The organism is Streptomyces sp. NPDC091279 (assembly GCF_044757465.1).
Classification (GTDB): domain Bacteria; phylum Actinomycetota; class Actinomycetes; order Streptomycetales; family Streptomycetaceae; genus Streptomyces.
Map to the genome: position 1 here is coordinate 69,223 of NZ_JBIVVA010000006.1, position 20,759 is coordinate 89,981.

The window sequence follows — 20,759 nt, forward strand, 5'->3', positions numbered from 1 at the left end:
CTGTTTGCGGGGCATTGATCTTCCAGGCCGGATCTTTTCGCTCCAGGGTTTCGCAGGGGGTGCACCATGGCCGCGAGGCCACTCGTCGCGCGACAACCGAACGAACGGTTGCAGGCGCTCATCCAGGAAGCGGGCTGCTCGAACGCCGGGCTCGCTCGCAGGGTCAACATGTGCGGTGCCGAGCACGGACTCGACCTCCGCTACGACAAGACGTCCGTGGCGCGCTGGCTGCGCGGACAGCAGCCGCGGGGCCGCGCTCCCGCGATCATCGCGGAGGCGCTGGGCCGCAAGCTCGGCCGTACGGTCACGATCGACGAGATCGGCATGGCCAACGGCAAGAACCTCGCGTCGGGCGTGGGCTTGCAGTTCTCACCGACGGTGCTGGGCGCCATCGAGCAGGTCTGCGAGCTGTGGCGCAGTGACGTGGGGCGCCGGGACTTCCTGTCCGGCTCCTCGGTCGCCGCGTCCGCGCTGGTCGAACCGAGCCGTGACTGGCTGATCTCGGCGCCGGACGGGCAGGTGGCGCGTTCGGCGGGGCCACGGGTCGGACAGGGCGACGTGTCGGCGGTGCGGGCGATGACCCAGGCACTCGTCGACCTCGACCATCAGTACGGGAGCGGGCATGTGCGCCCGGTCGTCGTGCACTACCTCAACAGTGTGGTGTCGGGGCTGCTCGCCGGTTCCTACCGGGAGGCGGTCGGACGTGACCTGTTCGCCGCGGTGGCCCGACTCACCGAACTCGCCGGGTACATGGCCGTCGACACCGGTCAACCGGGCCTGGCGCAGCGGTACTACATCCAGGCGCTGCGGCTCGCCCAGGCGGCGGGGGACCGGGGGTACGGCGGCTATGTGCTCGCCGCGTCCATGAGTCATCTCGCCGCGCAGCTCGGGAACCCGCGTGAGATCGCGCAGTTGGCGCGCGCCGCGCAGGAGGGCGCACGCGGGCGGGTGACGCCGCGCGCGGAGGCGATGTTCCACGCGGCGGAGGCCCGTGGCCACGCGCTGCTCGGGGACGCGCGGGCGGCGCAGGTGGCGTCCGGGCGCGCGGTGACGGCGTTGGAGTCCGCCGATCCGGAGTCCGGGGACGACCCGGCGTGGATCGCGCACTTCGACGCGGCGTACCTGGCCGACGAGTTGGCGCACTGTCACCGGGACCTGGGGCAGGCCGAGGCGGCGGCGCGGTGCGCGCGGGAGTCGCTGTCCGGGCACCCCGAGTCGCGGGCCAGGCGCCGGGCCATCGGCTATGTGCTGCTGGCCAGCGCGCAGGTGCAGCAGCGGGAGATCGAACAGGCCTGCCACACCGGCCTCAAGGCGGTCGAACTCCTCGCCTCCGTACGGTCGAACCGGGGCGCCGACTACCTCGACGACCTCCAGACCCGTCTGGAGCCCTACCGGGAGGAGCCCGTGGTACGGGAGTTCGGAGCACGGCTGGAGTTGCAGGCCGCCGCGTGAACCGACGCCCAACGGCCGGTTTCCGCAGGGGGAACCGGCCTGTTACCGCCGTCACAGCCAAGGAGGTTGAGGTTTGAGCTGCGTGGCACGGTGCTCTGGGGACCCGGTAGCGTGACCCGACGATTCACAAGGTCCCCCATTCGTAGGAGTCCCGGTGACGCAGAGTGGACAGGGCGAGGAGCCCTCGGCACGGCAGCCGCGCGAAGGCATCGTGCTGCCGTCCGACGGCGGAGAGCCCCTGCTGCCGGGCATGCAGGGCGGCTACGGCGGCCCGCCCCGCGACCCCGGCCGCAGTGGCGCCGGTGGCGGCGGCTACGGCTCTCCCGGCCCGGGTGGCCCCAACGGCCCCCATGGTCAGGGCAGTTCGAACGGTTATGGCGGCCAGGGCGCTCAGCAGTCCGCGTCGGCCCCCGCGCCGTCCGGCGGCCAGACCTGGGGTGACCCGTGGGGTCCCGACCAGTCACCGCACCAGCACCAGCACCAGCACCCGAATCCGGCCCCGCCGCAGGACGAGGGGTGGGGCATGTCGTCGTCCCCGCAGTGGCGCGCCCCCGACCCGCAGGGCCCGCGTTCCCTGCCCCCGGAGTCGCCCCAGGCCCCGGCGCCGTACGGCACGTCGTACGACAACTCCCCGGCGATACCGGACCGCCCGCCGATACCCCGGCAGCCGTCGGCCGCCCAGCAGTCCGCTCCCCTCCCTCAGCAGTCCACGCCCCTCCCGCCGGCCAACCCCGACCCCTACGGGACCCCGGGCCAGTACGGGGCACCCGGCCCCTACGGGACGTCGGACCACCCGTACGGGACCCCCAACCCCTACGGGACCCCCACCGGGAACGACGGCCCGGCCCCCTACGGGACCCCCGCCCAGCAGGGCGCCCCCGACTCCTACGGGACCCCCACCGGACAGAGCGGCCCGGACACCTACGGCGCACCCGCCCAGAACCAGGGCGGCGGACCGGACGCGTACGGCGCGCCCGCCCCGCAGCAGACCGGTGGCCCCGACTCCTACGGCGCACCCCACCAGGACAGCACCCCCAACCCGTACAACGCGCCCGCCCAGAACGGCGGTTCGGGCACCTACGGCGCACCGGCGCAGTACGGCGCTCCGGCGGGGGCCGGCGGGGCCATGCCGCCCGGCGCTGCCCCCGGCGCCGACCCCTACCCCGCGCCCCCGGCTTACGGCACGCCCCCCGGCGCCGACCCCTACGGGCAGCCCCTGCCCACCGGCCCCGATGCCTACGGGCCGGGCACGGCCACCGGGTCCGGCGCATATGCCCCGGGCGCGGACGCCCCGGCCGGTGCTCCCCCGAGCTTCGGTGCGCCCCTGCCCCCGCTGGCCGGGGAAGGGGCGACCCAGTACATCCCGCCCGTCACCAACGACGAACGGGCCAACCAGTACCTTCCGCCCCCCGCCGAGAGCGAGGGCGCCACCCAGCTGATCCCGCCGATCCCGGCCGGCGAGGGCGCCACGCAGCTGATCCCGCCCGTCGGACCCGGTGCGCTGCCCCCCGAGGTCGGCGCCGGGCCGGACGCGCAGGCCACCCAGTACATCCCGCCGGTGCCCGCGGAACCGTCGTACGGCGGGGAACGGCAGCCGCCCGCCGAGTTCGACAACCTGTTCCGCGGCGAGCGCCCGGCCGGTACGACGCAGCAGCTGCCGCAGCCCGCCCCGCCGCCCCGCGCCGCCCGGCACCAGCAGCCACCGGCTCAGTCCGGCGGAAAACCGCGCTCCCGGGTGCCGGTCATCGCGGCCATCGGCGTGGGCATCGTCGTGCTCGGGGTGGGCGCGGGCGCCCTCTTCAGCGGGGGCGGCGACGACAGCAACCAGACGGTCTCCGCGACGGCACCGGCGAGCGACTCCGCCTCGCCGTCCAGCGATCCGGCGAAGGAACAGGCCGTCGCCCTCGACGCGTTGCTCGCCGACAGCGGTGACAGCCGGACGTCGGTGATCAACGCCGTTGCCGCGGTGAAGGCCTGCCGCAACCTCGACGACGCCGCCTCCGACCTGCGGGACGCGGCCAAGCAGCGCAACGAGCTGGTGACGCGGCTGTCCGGGCTCTCCGTCGACCAGCTCGCCGGGCACGCCGAGTTGACGGCCGCGCTCACCAAGGCGTGGCAGGCCTCCGCGTCCGCCGACAACCACTACGCGTCCTGGGCCGACCAGGCGTCCGGCAAGAAGGGCTGCCACAAGGGCCAGGCCCGCGCCACCGGGCAGACCAGGGCGGGCAACGCGGCCAGCGGCACCGCGTCCCAACAGAAGGCCGAGGCGGCCACGTTGTGGAACGCGATCGCCAAGACCTACGGCCTGACGGAGCGTCAGCCCACCCAACTGTGACCGACCCGACGGCGACCGACCCGACCGTGACCGCACGGCACGTCAGTCGACGTCGGCGTCCTTCAGGGTGTCCGTCACGTTCGTGAACCCCTTGCGGGCGGGCACCAGTTGGCCGTTCCTGACCACCTGGAGGGTCACCTCCGTGTTGACCAGACGGGACAGGCCGATGGACGCCAACTTGCCCTGGAAACCCCACTGGAGGGTGGGAGTGAGGCCGCCGGTGGTGACCTTGAGGCCGCCGTTCAGGGCGTGCCGCACGGTCTCCGGGGTGACGTCGCCGTCGCCGAGCGACTCGACGACGGCCTTCAGGACGGTGTAGGCGATCCATGTCGTCTGCACGCCCGCGTCCGCCGGGTCGATGCGGTTGTCGTCGAACGCCTGCTCGCTGATCGCCTTCTTCATGGTGGCCCAGCGCGCGTCGGACGAGGCCGGGTACCAGCCGGTGACGTAGGCGCCCTCGTACGGGCTGGACGCGCCGCCGGACGCGTTGATCACCGTTTGGTCGACGTTGCCGAGGGTGGCCGCCGTGCGGACCGCGGGGTAGGTGTCGCGGGCGCGGCGGAAGGAGTCCATGAAGGTGCCGGTGCTGTCGCCGAGCGCCGGGATCACACACCCCTTCCGCAGCGGGTCGGCGCTCGCGGCCGTCAGGGCGCGCGTCGAGGGCGTCGCGTACTCGGTGGTGTCGTCGGCGGCCCGCTCGTCGATCGCCGCGCCGTGGTCGCGCGCCTTGAGGCCGGAGTCGAGCATCGGGGGCAGCTCGTCGCCGCTGATGGTGTCGGGGCGGACCAGCACGACGGGCCCGCAGTCACCGGCGAGTTCCCGGCCGAGCCCGGCCAGCAGGGTCGGCTGACCGCCGTTGACCGGATACGACAACGGGCTGGTGAACTCCGCGTTCGTCGCGCCGTAGCCGCCTATGTAGGGGATGCCGGCGCCCTCCAGGGTGGGCAGATACGACTCGGCGTACAGGCTGTAGGAGCCGACGACGGCGACGACGTTCTGCTTCACCGCCTGCCGGGCGCACTCCGCGGCGGCGACGCTGTCGTTACGTTCGTTGCAGGTCAGGACCTTGAGCTTGCGTCCGCCGAGGCCGCCATGGGCGTTGATCCAACGGGCGTAGGCCTGCGCGAACGCGGGCATGCCGGGCTTGTTGGTGCCGCTGGTGTCCGACGGCGCCCAGGTCATCACGGTGACGGTGTCGTCCCCCGTGCCCGACGACGTGCCGGGCACCACCCCGCAGCCGGCGACCAGTGAGACCCCCGCGACCAGCGCCCACGCGGCGCGCACGGAGCCTCGCTGGGTTTTTCGGGCGGCGCCCCGGGCGTGCCTCACGGGTACGGGGAGGTCGGTGCTGCGGGTGCGTCGCCTGCCAGTCATGTCCGCCCACGCTTCCGGCACCCCGCCAACCAGGGGCTGACTGATGGTGAGTGGACGGTGACGTGAAGGTGAATTGCGGGGGTCGCTGGGACTCCCGACAAGAAGAACGTACGATCAATGACCGTGCAAGGTACGGAGAACCCTTCCCGTCGCGGCCGTCGCTCCCTCACCATGGGCGGCATGCCACTGAACGACATGCCGTGGTGGCGCTGGCGCAGCAACGTGCGTTCCGCGCTGCACATGCTCTCCGACCCGGTGTTCCAGCAGAACGTCTGGCTGGCCGGTGCCGACGGCTACGGGGACGTCACCGACGCCGTCTACCGGCTCGTCGAGGACACCTGGCTGGACAACTGGTCCGCCGAGAAATACGTCGGCACGATCTTCCGCGACTCCCAGGAGGCGGCCCTCGTCGACACCGCCGTGCTGCGGGTGCTGCGGATCATGCACCAGGTCGGCCCGGACGCCCCCGTCTCCGCGTACGTCGATCACCAGGCGTGGCCGGAGGCGGTCCGCGCGGCCCGCGACGCCCACGTCCGGATGGCGACCGCCGACAACGAGGACCCCGACGTGCCGCCCAGCACCCTCGACGTCCTGCGGATCATGACCCGGTCCGCGTAGCACCCGCGACGGCGGCGGCCCGGCGGCCGGATATGGGACCCTGTCCTGCATGAACGAGCAGTCCAGCCCCGCCGCCGCCCCCACGGACCAGTACGTCCTCACCCTGTCCTGCCCCGACAAGCAGGGCATCGTGCACGCCGTGTCGAGCTACCTCTTCATGACCGGCTGCAACATCGAGGACAGCCAGCAGTTCGGCGACCACGACACCGGGCTGTTCTTCATGCGGGTCCACTTCTCCGCCCAGTCGCCGGTGACCGTGGACAAGCTGCGGGCCAGTTTCGCGGCGATCGGTGACTCCTTCCACATGGAGTGGCAGATCCACCGGCCCGAGGAGAAGATGCGGGTCATCCTCATGGTCAGCAAGTTCGGACACTGCCTGAACGACCTGCTGTTCCGGGCGCGGACCGGGGCGCTGCCCGTCGAGATCGCCGCCGTCGTCTCCAACCACGACGACTTCGCCGAGCTGGTCGGCTCCTACCACGTGCCCTTCCACCACATCCCGGTGACCAAGGACACCAAGGCCGAGGCCGAGGCGCGCGTCCTGGAGCTGGTCCGTTCGGAGAACGTCGAGCTGGTCGTGCTCGCCCGGTACATGCAGGTGCTCTCCGACGACCTGTGCAAGCAGCTGAGCGGGCGGATCATCAACATCCACCACTCGTTCCTGCCGAGCTTCAAGGGTGCGAAGCCGTATCACCAGGCTCATGCGCGCGGGGTCAAGTTGATCGGCGCGACCGCGCACTATGTCACCGCCGACCTCGATGAGGGGCCGATCATCGAGCAGGAGGTCGAGCGGGTCGGTCACGGGGTGACGCCGGAGCAGCTTGTCGCCATCGGGCGGGACGTGGAATGCCAGGCGCTGGCCCGCGCGGTCAAATGGCACGCGGAACGCCGCATCCTCCCCAACGGCCGCCGCACAGTCATCTTCGCCTGACCCCGCCCGGCTACGGGCCTGCGCCCGGGGCGCCGGGGGTGGGCTGACCCTGGGCCTTGTCGCCAAGCTGAGGGGGTGGGGGGTGCGCAGTTCCCCGCGCCCCTGGGGTGGGTGGCCCTGGGCCTTGTTGGCAGGTTGAGGGGGTGGGGGGTTGCGCAGTTCCCCGCGCCCCTTGGGTGGGGCGGGCAGCCGTCATCTGAACCCGCGAGGGCGTCGGGCTGTGCCCCGGGTGGGGAGGCACGCGAGGTGCTTCGGCGGCTGCGGGCGCACGGGGGCCGGTCGCGCAGTTCCCCGCGCCCCTTGGGTGGGTGGCCCTGGGCCTTGTTGGCAAGCTGAGGGGGTGGGGGGTCGCGCAGTTCCCCGCGCCCCTTGGGTGGGCTGGCCGTGAGGTGGGTGTGCAGTTCCTCGCGTCCCTTGGGTGGGCTGGCCGTGAGGTGGGTGTGCAGTTCCCCGCGCCCCTGGGTGGGCTGGGGTTTGGTGTGCGGATGGGGCCCGCGTCAGGCGCCCCGAAAGGGGCGCGGGGAACTGCGCGACCAGCCCCCACGCACCGGCAGCCGCGAATGCACCTCGTGCCCCCGCCCGGGGCGCAGCCCGACGCCGTCGGGGATACGGGTGACGGCCAGCCGCCCCACCCCAGGGGCACGGCGCCGCGCCTGCGGATTCAGCCAACGGCCAGCCGTCCGACCCCAGGGGCGCGGGGAACTGCGCGACTAGCCCCCACGCACCCGCAGTCGCCGATGCACCTCGCGTGCCCCGCCCGGGGCGCAGCCCGATGCCCTCGCGGATTCAGCCGACGGCCAGCCGTCTCACCCCAGGGGCGCGGGGAACTGCGCGACCAGCCCCCACGCACCCGCAGCCGCGGCTGCACCTTGCACCCCCGCACGGGGCGTGCACCCGCAGCCGCCGATGCACCTCGCGTGCCCCCTCCACCCGGGCGCAGCCCGACGCCGTCGGGGGCAGGGGGCGGCTCCCCGGACCGCATGCAGGGGTGCGGGGGACTGTGCTGAGCGGTCCCGCGCTACATGCGGCTCAGTGACGCTGTTGCGTAGAGGACGTCGTTGATCGCCGCGCGATCCCCCATGTGCCCCGCCGCAGCATCGCCGGGAGGCACATGCCCCGCAGCCAACCGGCAGAACTCGACCCCGTCGAGGGCGATATGGGCCACCTCGAACTCGGCGGACCCCGTCGCCGCGGGCGAGTCCAGCGGGATCATCCACTCCCCACCCCCCGACCCCTCGATCTCCAGCCGCAACGTCCGCCCCGGCCCACCCGCAGGGACGAGATGCCGCCCGTGCGCCGGAGACGCGAGCCCCGCCCGCCGCCGAACCGCCAGCACCGTCGGCAACATCCGCGCCGCGAGATCGACCATCCGATGCAGATGCCGAGGCGCCGGCGGATCGTAGGGATAGTCCACGGCCAGCGCGATGTCCTCCGCATGGACCCAGCACTCGAACGCCCGGTCCACCATCGCGTCCTGCAACGGCAACGAGAACTCCCCGTAGGACACCGGCAGCCGCGCCGACCCGGTCCCGCTCCCCGCGAAGGACACCGTCCGCACGAGATCGTGGCTCTGCGCCCGCCAGGGCCCCCGCACCGCCCGCGTCGGCGGCAGATGCGAGGCCCGCCAGTACGCCTCCGTCCGGGCGGCCGGTGATTCGACGGGCACGTCGACGTCGCCCAGCGGGTCATCGAGCCCGAGGGCGACCGCGACCAGCCCGTCGACCGACAGCAGATGGGAGATGACCCCGGCGACGGTGGTACGCCGACTCGCCGCGTCGTCGTCCTCGAACCACCGCAGCCGCACGGGCGCGTGCCAGTCCGCGTCCCCGATGTCCTGGATCAGCGCGTCGAGGCGGGCGGTCTCGGCGTCGTACGGGGTGGCCCAGTCGGGCACCGGGATACGCGGCGGGCGCCGGTCGAGGCAGCTCGCCAGGACCCGGGTCCGCAGGCCGGGGTCCACATCGAGGCTCTCCGAGGGGTGCAGCAGACCGACGGCCTCCCGCAGCCGCCGCGCCTCGTCCGCGCAGGGCCCGCAGCCACCGAGGTGTTCCTCGACGGCGGCCGTCTCCTCCGGTGAACAGGCGGCCAGCGCCCACGCCCCGAGCAGCGCCTTCAGCACGGGGTGCGCCAGCACGAGCGTCGCCGGCACCGGCGTGAACTCGGTAAGCGCGGGCAACGGTCCCTCCCGGTCCTCGACGGAGACCCGTGGCATCGGTATCCGAACGGGACCCCCGACCGCCGACCCCGCGTCCTGCCCGGCGTCACCGCGCCCGTCACCCGAGCCACCCCATCCCCCCAAGCCGCCGGAGACATCCGACGCACCACCGCTCCCACCGGCACCGGCCTCCTCGGAGGCATCCCCCGCCCCCTCGCCCGGCCCGCCGGACACCCCGTCGCCCCCACGCCCCTCGGCCCAGGACGCCCAGCCCCCAGCCCCGCCAACCGTCCAATCCCCGTCCCCGGAGCCGGAGTCGAACCCGGAGTCGGACCCGGAGCCGTCCGCCCCGTCGCCCCGCCCGTCGGACTCCCCGTCGCCCGCAAGCTCCCCGTCCCAGGGCACCCCGCCCCACGCCCCGCTGACCGTCCCATCACCGAAGCCGGACCCGGAGCCGTCCGCCCCGTCGCCCCCGGCGCAGTCGGCCCACCCGGTCCCGGTGTCGTTGGCATCCTCGTCGCCCGTGTCGTTCCCGGGTGGGGTGGTGTTGGCCTTCGGGGTGGGGTGTTGCCCGTACTCCCGTTGGCTGCCGACCCGTCGTTCGCTGGCGTGTCCGTGCTGCTCGCCTCCCCCTGCGTCGCCCCCGTCGTACGGCTCGGAGCGGTTCGGGCCGCTCTGGCCGGTCATGCGGTGCCGCCGTGTGCCGGCGGGGTGCCTATGTCGTGGGCCGTGGACAGGAGCTGGAGGCCGAGGCGGAGGCGACGGCGGGCCTCGTCCTCCGTGACGCCGAGGTCGGCGGCGGTCTGGCGGTAGTCGCGGCGCTGGAAGTAGGCCAGGTCGAGGGCCGCGCGCAGCGGGGTGGGCATGGAGGTGACGATGTAGTCCGCGCGGGCGGCGACCGAGGCGTGCCGCACCCGGCGCTCCAGCTCCTCGGGGGAGCCGCCGGCGCCCTGGGCGAGGGCGGCGGTCCCGGTCGCGCGCAGCCGCTGCACGGCGAACCGCTGGGTCAGCGCGGCCAGCCAGGTGCGCAACGGTCCCTGCTTGGCGTCGTACGCCTCGGGGTGCTCCCAGACGTGCGCGAACACGTCCCGGGTGATGCTGTCGGCGGCCTCCTCGTCGTCGAGGACGCGATGGGCGAGGCCGTGCACGAGCGAGGCGTACCGGTCGTACAGCTCACCGAGGGCCGCCGCCTCTGCCCGCGCGAGCCGCTGCTGCATCCTGCGGTCCCAGCGCGGCGGCGCGTCCTTCTTCAGCATGCGGCCACCTCTTCTGCGTCTGTGCCTGCCTGTGCCTGTCACCTGCTGGGGCCCGCGCCTGCCCGTGCCCGGCCCGCCGCCACCGTCCTCCCGAATGTAGTCGGCGGGTCTGACAACGCACGTCTCTTTGTGGCAATGCGTGCCCCCTGATAGCTCACAGGTGATATGTGCGCTTACTCACTCCTTGTACGGGACCGGGAGGGCGTTTGTATGGCTCGGTACGTGCGATTGATCGCTCTCGTTCGAGTGTCTGCCCCATTTTCGGCGGAACGTGTCCGGTTCCCGATCGAACAGGATCGAAGCCGACGAAAACAAGCCTCCTTCTCCCGGTTTCCGTTTTTCTCGACGGGTTTCAGGGAACGGCCGCTGGGCAGCCGCGCTGAAAGGAAGCGAAGGAAGCGAAGGAAGCGAAGGAACGGCTTCCGGATCGCGGGGGCCCGGCGAGTGAAGGGCATGGTGTGGCGTTCTATGTGACCGGCGACGAGCAGGGCGAATGGACCGTGCTCCAGGTGTCGGGCGAACTTGACCTGGTGACGTCACCGGCCCTGCGCCAACGGGTCCACGACGCGGTGGCCGAGGGCCGGCACGGCCTCGTCCTCGACCTCTCCGACGTCTTCTTCTGCGACTCCAGCGGGGTGGGTGTGCTGATCGCCTCGCGCAGACTGATCCGCTCCTGCCAGGGTCGGCTGCGGCTGATCCTGCCCGCCCGGGGCGCGGACGACGGCTCGCACGTCAACCGGGTCCTCGGCGCGCTGGGCGTGCGCCGGCTCTTCGACGTCTACCCCGACCTGGAGGCGGCCGTCTCCGAGGAGGCCGACCCGCTGTCCGCCTGACGGCGGGTCCCAGGCGTTCGTATGAGGGGTGGATTCCGGCTGAGGGTGATTCCCGGGTCGGCCTCCGGGCTGGGCTCGGGGTCGGTCTCGGTCGGTCTCAGGGTCGGCTTGATCACGACGCGCGTACGGCGGTCTCCGCCACCCCTCTGCCACATTGTCGTACCGGAATCTCCCCGGTCCCGGTACAAGCCCGCCGTTCCCGCTGCCGCCGGGCACGGCGCGTCGTACGCTCCGTCCCAGATGAACCCGACATGACGTGAGGCGGTCCGAGAGAACATGGTCAGCAGCGAGTACGAGCGCAGGATCGCCGCCCGGTTCGCCACCTTCGACCAGGACGGCAACGGCTCCATCGACCGCGAGGACTTCAGCGGCGCCGCCAAGTCGCTGCTCGCCGAGTTCGACGTGCGGGCCCGCTCCGACCGGGGGCAGGCGCTGTACGCGGGCGCGGAGGCGTTCTGGCAGGGCATGGCCGGGATCGCGGACCGGGACGGCGACCAGCGCATCTCGCGCGAGGAGTTCGTCACCGGCGCGGTCAAGCGGCTGCGCGACAACCCGGACCGGTTCGCGGAGATCGCCCGCCCCTTCCTGCACGCGGCCCTCGACGCCGTCGCCACCGGTCCCGACGGCCATGCGACGGTGAGCGACATCGCGCGCGTGCTGCGCGTCTTCCACGTCCCCGAGGAGGTGGCCCGCTCGGTCGCGACGGCCCTGGACGCGGACGGCGACGGCCGGGTCGGCGAGCCGGAGATCATCTCGGCGTTCGCCCGCTACTTCACGGTCCCGGAGTGACGGTCCCGAACAGCCGTCCCGCAGCCGGTACTTGAGGACCTCGCGCAGGCTGCCGTTGCACGGCAAGGCGTCCACCACCTCAAGCCGCTCCGGCGGTGCGCGCGTCGCCTGACCCGCGCGCAGGTGCGTCAACGGCTCTGCCCCCGGCGCCCGTTCGACCACCGCGCACACCAACTCGCCGAAGACCTCGGCGGCCCGCTCGGCTCCTCCCTGCCCACGAGGAGCCGCAACGTCGGAACCCCCTTCTCCCAGAGGCACTTGCCCTGCTCGGCGAGCGAGGAATATCGAGCAGCACGCCGACGATCCGCCCGCCGTCGGCCCCCTGTACCGTCGCTACTCGCCCCGCGCGCCCGGCAACGCGAAGCGCTCGAACAGTACCGCCAGGCCCCCGGCACCGCGAGGTGTTCCGCCGTCGACTCCCTTGGTGCGAAGGTGACTTCACGGCCCCGGGAGAACGCCGCCGAGGCGGGCCAGAGTGAGGGCGGGCGGTGCCGTCTCCCTGCGGGAGCTGCTCGACCGGCTGTTCGGGCCCGACGTCCTGCGCCGGGGTATCGAACGGCCGTGCCTGGAACGGGTGTTGTGGCGGGAGTTGGCGACGCGGGGTCGGACTCGGGCTGTCGGGAGCGGTGTTGGTCTCCGTGGAGGCCGGACGGGGCCTGCTGGGCGGCCCGTTGAACGCCCCCTGCCTCGCCGCCGAGGACGAGGTCGTCGTCCGGGCGGGAGTGGGCGGGGCGGTGCCGTTGCGGGTGGTTGATCCGTCGACGTCGTTGCACTGGCTGTGTCGGGGTGGGCGTGGACGCCGTTGTCGTTCTGCTCGGCGTGCCGAACACCTGGGCATCGCCGGGCGTGTGTGCGAGTTGGCGGTGCAACACGCCCGGCAACGGCAGCAGTTCGGGCGTTCGAACGGCTCGTTCCAAGCCGTCGAGCATGCCGGGACCGCCCGAACCGCCGTGCGCGGCGCCCGCGGCCGGCTCCGGGTGCTCGGCGGCATGGCTTCACCTGGGAGTCCGTCTGGGTGCGGGCCGGGCGCCGGGGAGGGGTTCGCGGCCGACCTGGCCGCCTGAGAAGTCCCGCTTCGGGGTCGTTCCCCAGAGGTGTCGCGGATCGTGGCGCGGGGGAACTACTGAGCGTGGGTATCGGGCGATGTCCTCGGGATGACCGGTCACCGCCCGCAGTCGAGGGGGGCTCGGGTACCTTGGGTGGGATGCGAGTGGTTCCGAGCACGAGCGTTGCCGGTGTTGCCAGTGGGGTGACTCCGGCACCGGCGGTGCGCACCGGGGCTCGCAGGGCGGTACGGGCGACGGCCCTCGCCTGTTCGACTGTCCTCGATGAGCGTCGCACAGTATGCCGTACGGGTACTCCTTCGCGCGGGAATATGCCCGAAGCGCTTGTTGAGGTGACTGTTAGTCAACCATGCTGTGTCGTCAGGGATTCACGTTCCGTGACCCCTGCTCTGGCTGTTGTTCTGGCCATGCAGAAAATGGCTACGATCGTGGCCCCCGACGCGACAAGTGCGCGGCGCGAGGTCATGTGTCCGCCGGTTCGGATGGTGTGAGCGGTGCAGGTGCTTCAAGTGCAACTGGAGATCCGGCCCGACCCCGCCGAGGTGGGGCGGGCCCGGCGGTGGGCCCGTTCTCGTCTCGCGGGGTGCGGGATAGAGGGCGACGAGGCGCTCGCTGAGACGCTGGTCCTGCTCGTCTCCGAGCTGGTGACCAACGCGGTGGTGCATACCGGGTGCCCGGCGGTGCTGCGGCTCTCGATGAGCGGCGCGGCGGCGGAGTCGGCGGCGGGGGCGGCCGCGGTCGTCCGGCTGGAGGTCGCTGACGCCAGCGGCCGGGCGCCGGTGCCCCGCTGCGTGGACGGCGACGCGACCGGCGGCCGGGGCCTGGCCCTCGTCGACGGGCTCGCCGACCGCTGGGGCTGGAGCCCCGAGGGCGCCGGCAAGCGCATCTGGTGCGAACTCGACCGCTGCGACAAGCCGAACCAGGCCGCGCGCTCCTGCGGGGGCGGGCTGCCGGTGTACGAGGGGCTGACGTTCGAGGCGGTCTGACGGCGACCCGGTGGTGCGGCCGGGCGGTGGCGCCGGGTGGTGCGGCCGGGAGTGCCCGGGGCCTACGGGTACTACGGGTATCCCGGGTGCTGTTGGGGCTGCTTGTGCCAACGGGTGTCAGGTGGGCGGGGCTTGGGCGGGCTCGTGCGTCGCGGGGCTCGGTGCGCCGGGTTGTGCTTCCGTGCGCGCCCGTCGTGATCCGGGCTTGAGTGATGAATCTCTGAACGGCTGTTGACGCGTCGTGACCGGTTGAACACGCTGGGGGTCAGCGATTCGCCGCGAGGGGACGGCGAGGGTTTCGGTGACGGGAGCCCTCGGCGAGTGTGGGTCGTGATTCGGCGCAGGTCCTCTCAGGGGGGCAGGGGACCCGGGGCGGGTACGCCGAGTCGGACGGCGGCGCGCGGTCCCGTGCTCGGGCCGGTCGACGGCGCGCCGCCCTCCGTCCGACGCCACGGCACCCGCCCGCCGGAAGATGGCCACTGGTGGCACCGATAACAGCGGGGCGCCGGGCGCGCCGACGAGCCGTTCTGGGCTCGCGGAGAGCAGTGAGGCGCGCGTTCCCGTTTCTCCACAGGCTGTGGACAACTTTTCGAGGTTCCAGTCCCGGTTGCGGTGCGGGGCGAGCGGGGCCCGGCGGACCGCGTGGTTCTCACCTGCTCAACGGCCTTGCCGTTCCCCGGTGTTGGTGCTCGACTGGAACGTCCGTCGGTAGGCCGTCGGCGTCACCCCCAGGGCCGCCTGGAGGTGCTGGCGCATCGACTGGGCCGAGCCGAAGCCGCAGTCCCTCGTGATCTGATCCACCGTCAAGTCGCTTGATTCCAGGAGCTGTCGGGCCCGTTCCACGCGTTGCCGGGTGAGCCACTGGCCGGGGCTGACGCCGACCTCCTCGCGGAACCGGCGGGTGAAGGTGCGCACCGACATCGACTCCCGCGCGGCCATGTCCCGCAGCTGGATCGGCTCGTGGAGGCTGCCGAGGGCCCAGGCGCGGGCGGCGGTCGTGGTCGCCGACTGGGGTGCGGGCAGCGGACGTTGGATGTACTGGGCCTGGCCGCCGTCGCGGTGCGGCGGGACCACCGTGCGGCGGGCGATGTCGTTGGCGACGGCCGTGCCGTGGTCGCGGCGGACGATGTGCAGGCACAGATCGATACCGGCCGCGACCCCGGCGGAGGTCAGGACGTCACCGTCGTCGATGAACAGCACGTCCGGATCGACGTCGACGAGCGGGAACAGGCGCTGGAAGTGCTCGGCGTCGGCCCAGTGCGCGGTCGCCGGACGCCCGTCGAGGAGCCCGGCGGCGGCCAGCACGTAACCGCCGTTGCAGATGGCGGCGAGGCGGGTGCCGGGGGTGATCCGGGCGAGGGCGGCGGCCAGTTCGGGGGTGAGGACGCCCTCCTTGGAGACCGGGCCTAGCCGGTAGGAGGCCGGGACGACGACGGTGTCGGCGCCGGTCAGCGCCTCGGGGCCGTGGGGTACGTGCACGGCGAAGTCGGCGTCGGTCTCGACCAGTCCCGGCGCGCGCACCGAGCAGGTGAGCACCTCGTACAGCGGCCGGCCCGCGGAGTCCGTGGGGCGGCCGAAGATCCGGTGCGGGATGCCCAGCTCGAAGGGGAGCAGGCCGTCGAGCGCGAGAACGACGACCCGGTGCGGGCGGTGCTCCGGGTGGTCAGGGGGCTCGCGGGTGCCGGAGGTCTCCGGTGCGTGGCTCATGGCCCGATCCTAGCGAAGGCTGGCTTTCAGGCCACTCGTTTTGCGGGGCGTCCGGATCGGAAGCTCTATGGCGTGATCAAGACAGAGGACTCCGAGCTCGCGGTCGGCCGAGAGGCGACCGGCGGCGAAACGTCACGCCGCGTCCACCGGGCGTGGTTCGTCGCGGTCGTCACGTTCGTGACGATCGTCGGCGCCGCCGCGTTCCGGTCGCTGCCCGGGCTGCTCATCGATCCGTTGCACCAGGAGTTCGGCTGGTCGCGCGGCACGATCGGCGCGGCCGTCTCGCTCAACCTCGCGCTGTACGGGCTCACCGCGCCGTTCGCGGCGGCGCTGATGGACCGGTTCGGCATCCGGCGGGTCGTCGCCGTCGCGCTGACCGTCATCGCGGTCGGCGCCGGGGCCACCGTATGGATGGACTCGGCGTGGCAACTCCTGCTCTGCTGGGGCCTGTTGGTGGGGCTCGGGTCGGGTTCGATGGCGCTGGCGTTCGCGGCGACGGTCACCGACCGCTGGTTCACCGCGCGGCGCGGACTGGTCACCGGCATCCTCACGGCGGCCTCCGCGTCCGGCCAGTTGATCTTCCTGCCGGTGCTGTCGTGGATCGTCGAGACGCACGACTGGCGCCCGGCGGCGGTGACGGTCGCGCTCGCCGCCCTCGCGGTCGTGCCGTTCGTCTGGCTGCTGCTGCGCGACCACCCGGCGGACGTAGGCCTGAAGCCTTACGGGGCAACGGAGTTCGTGCCGAAGCCGCCGCCCGCCAAGGGGGCCGCCCGGCGTGCGGTGACGGTGCTGGCCACCGCCTCCCGCACCGGCACGTTCTGGCTGCTCGCCGGGACGTTCGCGATCTGCGGTGCCTCCACGAACGGTCTGATACAGACCCACTTCGTGCCCGCCGCGCACGACCACGGCATGCCGATCACCGCGGCGGCCTCGCTGCTCGCGGTGATCGGCGTGTTCGACGTCGTCGGCACGATCGCCTCCGGCTGGTTCACCGACCGCCTCGAACCGCGCCGCCTGCTCGCCGTCTACTACGCCCTGCGCGGCATATCGCTGCTGTTCCTGCCGATGCTGCTGGCGCCGAGCGTCCATCCGCCGATGCTGTTCTTCATCGTCTTCTACGGCCTCGACTGGGTCGCCACGGTCCCGCCGACCGTCGCACTCTGCCGCGAACAGTTCGGGGACGACAGCGCGATCGTCTTCGGCTGGGTGCTCGCCTCGCACCAACTCGGCGCCGCCGTGGTCGCGTTCCTCGGTGGTCTGGCCCGTGACGTCTTCGGCTCCTACGACCTGGTCTGGTACGCGTCCGGTGCGCTGTGCGCGGCGGCGGCCCTGATGGCGTTGGTGATACGCCGCAGGCCGGTGGCGTCGGGCGCCGGGGCGGCCGTGGCCTGACGCCGTCCGCTACGGTCGCCGACCGTGCACCACAGACGACGCAAGAAGCTCACCCGGCACCTGTTCGCCGCGATCGTCTCGGGCGACCCGGCGCGAACGGCAGCCCGGCTTGAACGGCGGTTCTGCTCGAACGGCGGTTCTGCTGCGGGCGGGTGCCGACCCGTAGGGGTGTGACCCTGACGGGGCCGTACCCCTACGGGTCGGCGCCTGTGAACGGCGAGCCCGAGGTCGTCGCCCTGCTCCTCAAGGCCGGGGCCGACCCCGACCGGGAGAGCGCCGGCGCCGGTTCGGAAGGCCTGCCGCTGTGCGCGGCGGCCTGCTGGGGACACGTTGAAACAGTGCGGGTACTACGGGCTTACGGGGCGGACCCCGAGGCCCGCGAGGATCGGGGCGCGGGGCGAACGGCGGTGGAGTGGGCCGTGGCTGTCGGCAACGTTCAGTTTCCCGGGGCGTGTTAAGGGGTGGGACGGGAGTCGTGCCGGCGTGGCCGAAATGACAGGATTGGTCGCGCGGCCGGGCTGAACGCGCCGGAGCGCACCACCCTCACTCCGCACCACCCTCACTCCGCACCACCCCCACTCCGCGCTCCCCCTCACTCCGGACCCCCCTCGCCCCGCCCCCTCACTCCGCTCCCTATTTACTCCCTCCCTCCGTTCACTCCCCTCCCTTCACTCCCCCCGTTCACCCCCCCGTTCACCCCCCCTCACGGTAGGAACAAGGAAGTCATGCATCGTAGGACTGCCCTGAGCGCTCTTGCTCTCGCCCTGGTCGTCACCGTCGGCGGTACCGCGTACGCCACCCAGTCGCAGCCCGGCCGGACCTCGGCGCACCGTTCCACCCTCGGGACGTTGCTGGACACGGTCCCCGAGCGCGGCACGCTGCGGGTGTGCACCACGGGCGACTACCGGCCGTTCAGCTACCTCGACCCGACCACCAAGTCGTACACCGGCATCGACATCGACATGGCCAAGAACCTCGCGGCCGGCCTGGACGCGAAGCCCGACTTCGTGGCCACCACCTGGGCCAAGTTGATGGACGACTTCACCGCGGGCAAGTGCGACATCGCGATGGGCGGCGTCTCCGTCACGCTGGCCCGGGCGCGGCAGGCGTACTTCAGCGCCCCGTACCTCGTCGACGGCAAGTCCGCGATCGCGCGCTGCGAGGACAAGGACAAGTACCAGTCCCTGGCCGCCATCGACCAGGCCGGTGTGCGGGTCATCGTCAACCCCGGCGGGACGAACGAGGCGTTCGCCAAGGCCAACATCCACAAGGCGACCCTCATCACCCACACGGACAACACCACGATCTTCGACGAGATCGTCGCGGGCCGCGCGGACGTGATGATCACGGACGCCAGCGAGACCAAGTACCAGGCCAAGCTGCACCCCGAACTCTGCGCGATCCACCCGGACAAGCCCTTCAACTTCGTCGAGAAGGCGTACCTTCTGCCGCGCGGTGACGCGGAGTTCAAGGAGTACGTCGACCAGTGGGTGCACCTGACGACCAACGACGGCACGTACGCGGGGTACGCCAAGCCCTGGGAAGGCTGAGCCCGCCATCAGGGGCAGGTGCTCGGGGGCGGTCCAGGGCGACGGGGGCGACCGGGCCGGCGATCCGGTGGTGCACCGGGGTCTTCATCGGCACACCACCAGCGCGTCCAGCGCCACCGCGCCCTGTCCCTGGGGCAGCACCAGCAGCGGGTCGATGTCCAACTCGGCGAGATCTGCACCGAGTTCGAGGGCGAGGCGCTGAACCCGCAGGATCACCTCGACGAGGGCGTCCACATCGGCCGGTGCCCGCCCGCGCACCCCGTCGAGCACCGCCCGTCCGCGCAGGTCCCCCAGGAGGCGCCGGGCCTCGTCCTCGCCGAACGGCGGCACCCGCACCGCCGTGTCCCGCAACACCTCGGCCAGGTCCCCGCCGAGCCCGACCGTCACCGTCGGCCCGAACAACGCGTCGTGCGTGACACCGACGACCATCTCGACGCCCCGCCCGACCATCTGGCAGACCAGGACGCCGTCCAGGGCGATCCCCTCGTACCGTGCGATGTCCGTCAACTCCCGGTAGGCATCGCGAACTTGACTGGCCGAGGTGAGACCGACCTTCAGCAGGCCGAACTCCGTCTTGTGGGCGACCCGCGCACCGGACGCCTTCATCACCACCGGGTAGCCGACCAGACCGGCCGCGCGCACGGCCGCCGCCGCGCTGGTCACCAACTGCTCGCGCGGCACCCGGATGCCGTAGGCGCGCAGGAGTTGCTTGGCGGCGTGCTCGCTCAGCTGCTGGCCGGGGTGGAGCAGCGCGCGGGCCTTGCGGAAGGAGGGGGACGGGGTGCGCGGGGCGTCGTCGAAGGGGGAGCGGTAGGCGGCCGTGAAGCGGTGCTGGGCGAGATAGGCGCGGACGGCACGCACGCAGTTGCCGACCGTGCGGAACGTCGCCACTCTGGAGGAGCCCAACAGGACGTCGCGGTAGGCGAGTTCGGTGCCCACCGGCGACCCCCACACCACACACACCAGCTTGTCGGTCCGCTCGGCCGCGTCCACCAGGTCCCGCACCAGCCGGTCGCTGAACGGCGGGAAGGGGCCGGTGACCGGGCAGATCAGCACGCCCACCGACGGGTCGTCGAGGATCGCGTCGATGATCTTCCGGCCCCGGGCGTCACCGGCCGGACGTCCGCCGTCGACGACGGGGTTGGCGACGTTCAGGTGGCCGGGTATCCACTGGTGCAGCTCGGTCTGCTTGGCGGCGGAGAGGGTGGGCAGGGTGAGGCCGGACCCGGTGGCGAGGTCGGCGGTGTGGGCGCCGGTGCCGACGGAGCCGGAGTAGACGACGACGCCGTCGGCGCGCGGTGGCCTGGCGCGGGCCAACAGGGCTGCGGTGTCCTGGAGTTCGTCGAGGCCGTCGACCCGGATCACGCCGAACTGCCGCATGGCCGCGTCCACCACGGCGTCCGCCCCGGACTCGGTGCGGCCGGCCCTGACGGCGACGACCGGTACCCCGCGCCGGGCGGCCCGGTCGGCGGCGAGCAGGAAGGCGCGGCCGTCCTTGAGGCCCTCGACACCGCAGGCGATGGCGCCGACCTCGGGCTGTTCGGCGAAGTAGGAGAGGAAGTCGGCGCTCTCCAGGTCGACTTCGTCGCCGGTGGGCGCCCAGTGGGAGACGCGGACGCCGAGTTCTGGGAGGGCGAGGACCGGGTGGCCCTCGTGACCCGACCGGGTGATCAGCGCGATCGCCGGTCCGTCGAGGTCGTCGCGGAACCCTGCGAAGGCGTTCAGGTCGAAGGCGTTCAGGTCGGCGTGGGGCCCCAACAGCCGTGTCCCGGTGCCCTTTACGGCCGCCGCCAGCCGGTCCCGGGCGGCCCTGCCCTCGGCGCCGGTCCCCGCGAGACCGGCCGCGAGGACGACCACGAACGGCACCTTCGCCTCCGCGAGCCGCTCGATCACCGGCACCGGGTCGGCGACCAACACAACGGCCAGGTCGACCTGTTCGGGCAGGTCGGCGACGGACGGGACGCAGGGGACGCCGAAGACGGCCGGGCGGGTGGGATGCACCGGGTGCAGCCGGGCGCCGACCCGTTCGGCCCAGGACGCCAACTGCCGGGTGACACCGGCGTTCGGCCGGCCCTCGACGTCCGAGGCGCCGACGACGGCGACGGCTCGGGGCCGGAAGAGACGGTCCAGGTCGGGCACGTCGGCGTGCAGGGGGCGGCCGCTGACGTCGAGATCGTCGGCGTCGGCCGGTCTGCCGTGGACGGCGGGCCCGGCGTGCTCGCCACAGGCGATGACCCGGGCCCGGCGGGGATCGGTGGTGAGGGTGCCGTGGGTTGATCCAAGCATCGGTCCGCCCGCTCCTGTGAGACAGCCACTG

General features: G+C 72.7%; 17 protein-coding genes. 12 read left to right on the forward strand and 5 right to left on the reverse strand.

Going from position 1 to position 20,759, the window contains the following annotated elements; genetic code table 11:
* Positions 1 to 66 precede the first annotated feature (66 nt).
* Positions 67 to 1,452, forward strand: a complete 1,386-nt coding sequence (locus tag ACIQOU_RS16490) for a transcriptional regulator (protein WP_401537413.1) — start codon at positions 67 to 69, stop codon at positions 1,450 to 1,452.
* Positions 1,453 to 2,107: 655 nt separating this feature from the next.
* Positions 2,108 to 3,787 carry a hypothetical protein gene (locus tag ACIQOU_RS16495; protein WP_401537784.1) on the forward strand — a complete coding sequence of 560 codons (1,680 nt, stop codon included), beginning with the start codon at positions 2,108 to 2,110 and terminating at the stop codon, positions 3,785 to 3,787.
* 42 nt (positions 3,788 to 3,829) lie between these two features.
* Here ACIQOU_RS16495 and ACIQOU_RS16500 read toward each other — a convergent pair whose 3' ends face one another.
* Positions 3,830 to 5,161 (reverse strand): ABC transporter substrate-binding protein, encoded by a 1,332-nt coding sequence (locus ACIQOU_RS16500; RefSeq protein WP_401537414.1) that lies wholly within the window; start codon positions 5,159 to 5,161, stop codon positions 3,830 to 3,832.
* A gap of 117 nt (positions 5,162 to 5,278) precedes the next feature.
* On the opposite strand from ACIQOU_RS16500, the gene ACIQOU_RS16505 reads away from it, so the two are divergent.
* Both ACIQOU_RS16505 and purU read left to right on the forward strand, forming a co-directional pair.
* A complete protein-coding gene (locus ACIQOU_RS16505) occupies positions 5,279 to 5,779 on the forward strand; it encodes a hypothetical protein (RefSeq protein ID WP_401537415.1) in 501 nt (166 codons plus the stop codon).
* A 49-nt stretch (positions 5,780 to 5,828) separates the two neighbouring features.
* Entirely contained in the window at positions 5,829 to 6,710 is an 882-nt protein-coding gene (purU, locus tag ACIQOU_RS16510; protein WP_401537416.1) for a formyltetrahydrofolate deformylase, read from the forward strand.
* A 1,018-nt stretch (positions 6,711 to 7,728) separates the two neighbouring features.
* Here purU and ACIQOU_RS16515 read toward each other — a convergent pair.
* Both ACIQOU_RS16515 and ACIQOU_RS16520 read right to left on the reverse strand, forming a co-directional pair.
* Positions 7,729 to 9,099 carry a zf-HC2 domain-containing protein gene (locus ACIQOU_RS16515; protein ID WP_401537785.1) on the reverse strand — a complete coding sequence of 457 codons (1,371 nt, stop codon included), beginning with the start codon at positions 9,097 to 9,099 and terminating at the stop codon, positions 7,729 to 7,731.
* A gap of 449 nt (positions 9,100 to 9,548) precedes the next feature.
* On the reverse strand, positions 9,549 to 10,121 hold the full coding sequence (locus ACIQOU_RS16520; RefSeq protein WP_401537417.1) for a sigma-70 family RNA polymerase sigma factor: 573 nt from the start codon (positions 10,119 to 10,121) through the stop codon (positions 9,549 to 9,551).
* A gap of 458 nt (positions 10,122 to 10,579) precedes the next feature.
* On the opposite strand from ACIQOU_RS16520, the gene ACIQOU_RS16525 reads away from it, so the two are divergent.
* The 4 genes from ACIQOU_RS16525 to ACIQOU_RS16540 all read left to right on the forward strand — a co-directional run bounded on the left by ACIQOU_RS16525 (position 10,580) and on the right by ACIQOU_RS16540 (position 13,793).
* Positions 10,580 to 10,954 carry an STAS domain-containing protein gene (locus ACIQOU_RS16525; RefSeq protein WP_401537418.1) on the forward strand — a complete coding sequence of 125 codons (375 nt, stop codon included), beginning with the start codon at positions 10,580 to 10,582 and terminating at the stop codon, positions 10,952 to 10,954.
* Positions 10,955 to 11,230: 276 nt separating this feature from the next.
* Positions 11,231 to 11,743, forward strand: coding sequence for an EF-hand domain-containing protein (locus tag ACIQOU_RS16530; protein ID WP_401537419.1), 513 nt, complete (start codon positions 11,231 to 11,233; stop codon positions 11,741 to 11,743).
* A gap of 626 nt (positions 11,744 to 12,369) precedes the next feature.
* Positions 12,370 to 12,807 (forward strand): acyl-CoA dehydrogenase family protein, encoded by a 438-nt coding sequence (locus ACIQOU_RS16535; protein WP_401537420.1) that lies wholly within the window; start codon positions 12,370 to 12,372, stop codon positions 12,805 to 12,807.
* A 509-nt stretch (positions 12,808 to 13,316) separates the two neighbouring features.
* Positions 13,317 to 13,793, forward strand: a complete 477-nt coding sequence (locus tag ACIQOU_RS16540; RefSeq protein WP_401537786.1) for an ATP-binding protein — start codon at positions 13,317 to 13,319, stop codon at positions 13,791 to 13,793.
* A 657-nt stretch (positions 13,794 to 14,450) separates the two neighbouring features.
* On the opposite strand, the gene ACIQOU_RS16545 is transcribed toward ACIQOU_RS16540, so the two are convergent.
* Positions 14,451 to 15,500 carry a GlxA family transcriptional regulator gene (locus ACIQOU_RS16545; RefSeq protein WP_401537421.1) on the reverse strand — a complete coding sequence of 350 codons (1,050 nt, stop codon included), beginning with the start codon at positions 15,498 to 15,500 and terminating at the stop codon, positions 14,451 to 14,453.
* 75 nt (positions 15,501 to 15,575) lie between these two features.
* On the opposite strand from ACIQOU_RS16545, the gene ACIQOU_RS16550 reads away from it, so the two are divergent.
* The 4 genes from ACIQOU_RS16550 to ACIQOU_RS16565 all read left to right on the forward strand — a co-directional run bounded on the left by ACIQOU_RS16550 (position 15,576) and on the right by ACIQOU_RS16565 (position 18,442).
* Positions 15,576 to 16,892 carry an MFS transporter gene (locus tag ACIQOU_RS16550; protein WP_401537787.1) on the forward strand — a complete coding sequence of 439 codons (1,317 nt, stop codon included), beginning with the start codon at positions 15,576 to 15,578 and terminating at the stop codon, positions 16,890 to 16,892.
* A gap of 24 nt (positions 16,893 to 16,916) precedes the next feature.
* On the forward strand, positions 16,917 to 17,066 hold the full coding sequence (locus ACIQOU_RS16555; RefSeq protein WP_401537422.1) for a hypothetical protein: 150 nt from the start codon (positions 16,917 to 16,919) through the stop codon (positions 17,064 to 17,066).
* A gap of 35 nt (positions 17,067 to 17,101) precedes the next feature.
* Positions 17,102 to 17,350 carry an ankyrin repeat domain-containing protein gene (locus ACIQOU_RS16560; RefSeq protein WP_401537788.1) on the forward strand — a complete coding sequence of 83 codons (249 nt, stop codon included), beginning with the start codon at positions 17,102 to 17,104 and terminating at the stop codon, positions 17,348 to 17,350.
* Between the two features lie 267 nt (positions 17,351 to 17,617).
* Positions 17,618 to 18,442: a transporter substrate-binding domain-containing protein gene (locus ACIQOU_RS16565; protein WP_401537423.1), complete on the forward strand. Its 825-nt coding sequence runs from the start codon at positions 17,618 to 17,620 to the stop codon at positions 18,440 to 18,442.
* 84 nt (positions 18,443 to 18,526) lie between these two features.
* Here ACIQOU_RS16565 and ACIQOU_RS16570 read toward each other — a convergent pair whose 3' ends face one another.
* Positions 18,527 to 20,728, reverse strand: a complete 2,202-nt coding sequence (locus ACIQOU_RS16570) for an acetate--CoA ligase family protein (RefSeq protein WP_401537424.1) — start codon at positions 20,726 to 20,728, stop codon at positions 18,527 to 18,529.
* Positions 20,729 to 20,759: the final 31 nt, after the last annotated feature.

What these genes read in the sequence shown, in the direction of transcription:
- ACIQOU_RS16570 (WP_401537424.1), bottom strand. Translation starts at nt 20,728, where the DNA reads ATGCTTGGATCAACCCACGGCACCCTCACCACCGATCCCCGCCGGGCC.
- ACIQOU_RS16520 (WP_401537417.1), bottom strand. Translation starts at nt 10,121, where the DNA reads ATGCTGAAGAAGGACGCGCCGCCGCGCTGGGACCGCAGGATGCAGCAG.
- ACIQOU_RS16505 (WP_401537415.1), top strand. Translation starts at nt 5,279, where the DNA reads ATGACCGTGCAAGGTACGGAGAACCCTTCCCGTCGCGGCCGTCGCTCC.
- ACIQOU_RS16500 (WP_401537414.1), bottom strand. Translation starts at nt 5,161, where the DNA reads ATGACTGGCAGGCGACGCACCCGCAGCACCGACCTCCCCGTACCCGTG.
- ACIQOU_RS16565 (WP_401537423.1), top strand. Translation starts at nt 17,618, where the DNA reads ATGCATCGTAGGACTGCCCTGAGCGCTCTTGCTCTCGCCCTGGTCGTC.
- purU (WP_401537416.1), top strand. Translation starts at nt 5,829, where the DNA reads ATGAACGAGCAGTCCAGCCCCGCCGCCGCCCCCACGGACCAGTACGTC.
- ACIQOU_RS16530 (WP_401537419.1), top strand. Translation starts at nt 11,231, where the DNA reads ATGGTCAGCAGCGAGTACGAGCGCAGGATCGCCGCCCGGTTCGCCACC.
- ACIQOU_RS16545 (WP_401537421.1), bottom strand. Translation starts at nt 15,500, where the DNA reads ATGAGCCACGCACCGGAGACCTCCGGCACCCGCGAGCCCCCTGACCAC.
- ACIQOU_RS16490 (WP_401537413.1), top strand. Translation starts at nt 67, where the DNA reads ATGGCCGCGAGGCCACTCGTCGCGCGACAACCGAACGAACGGTTGCAG.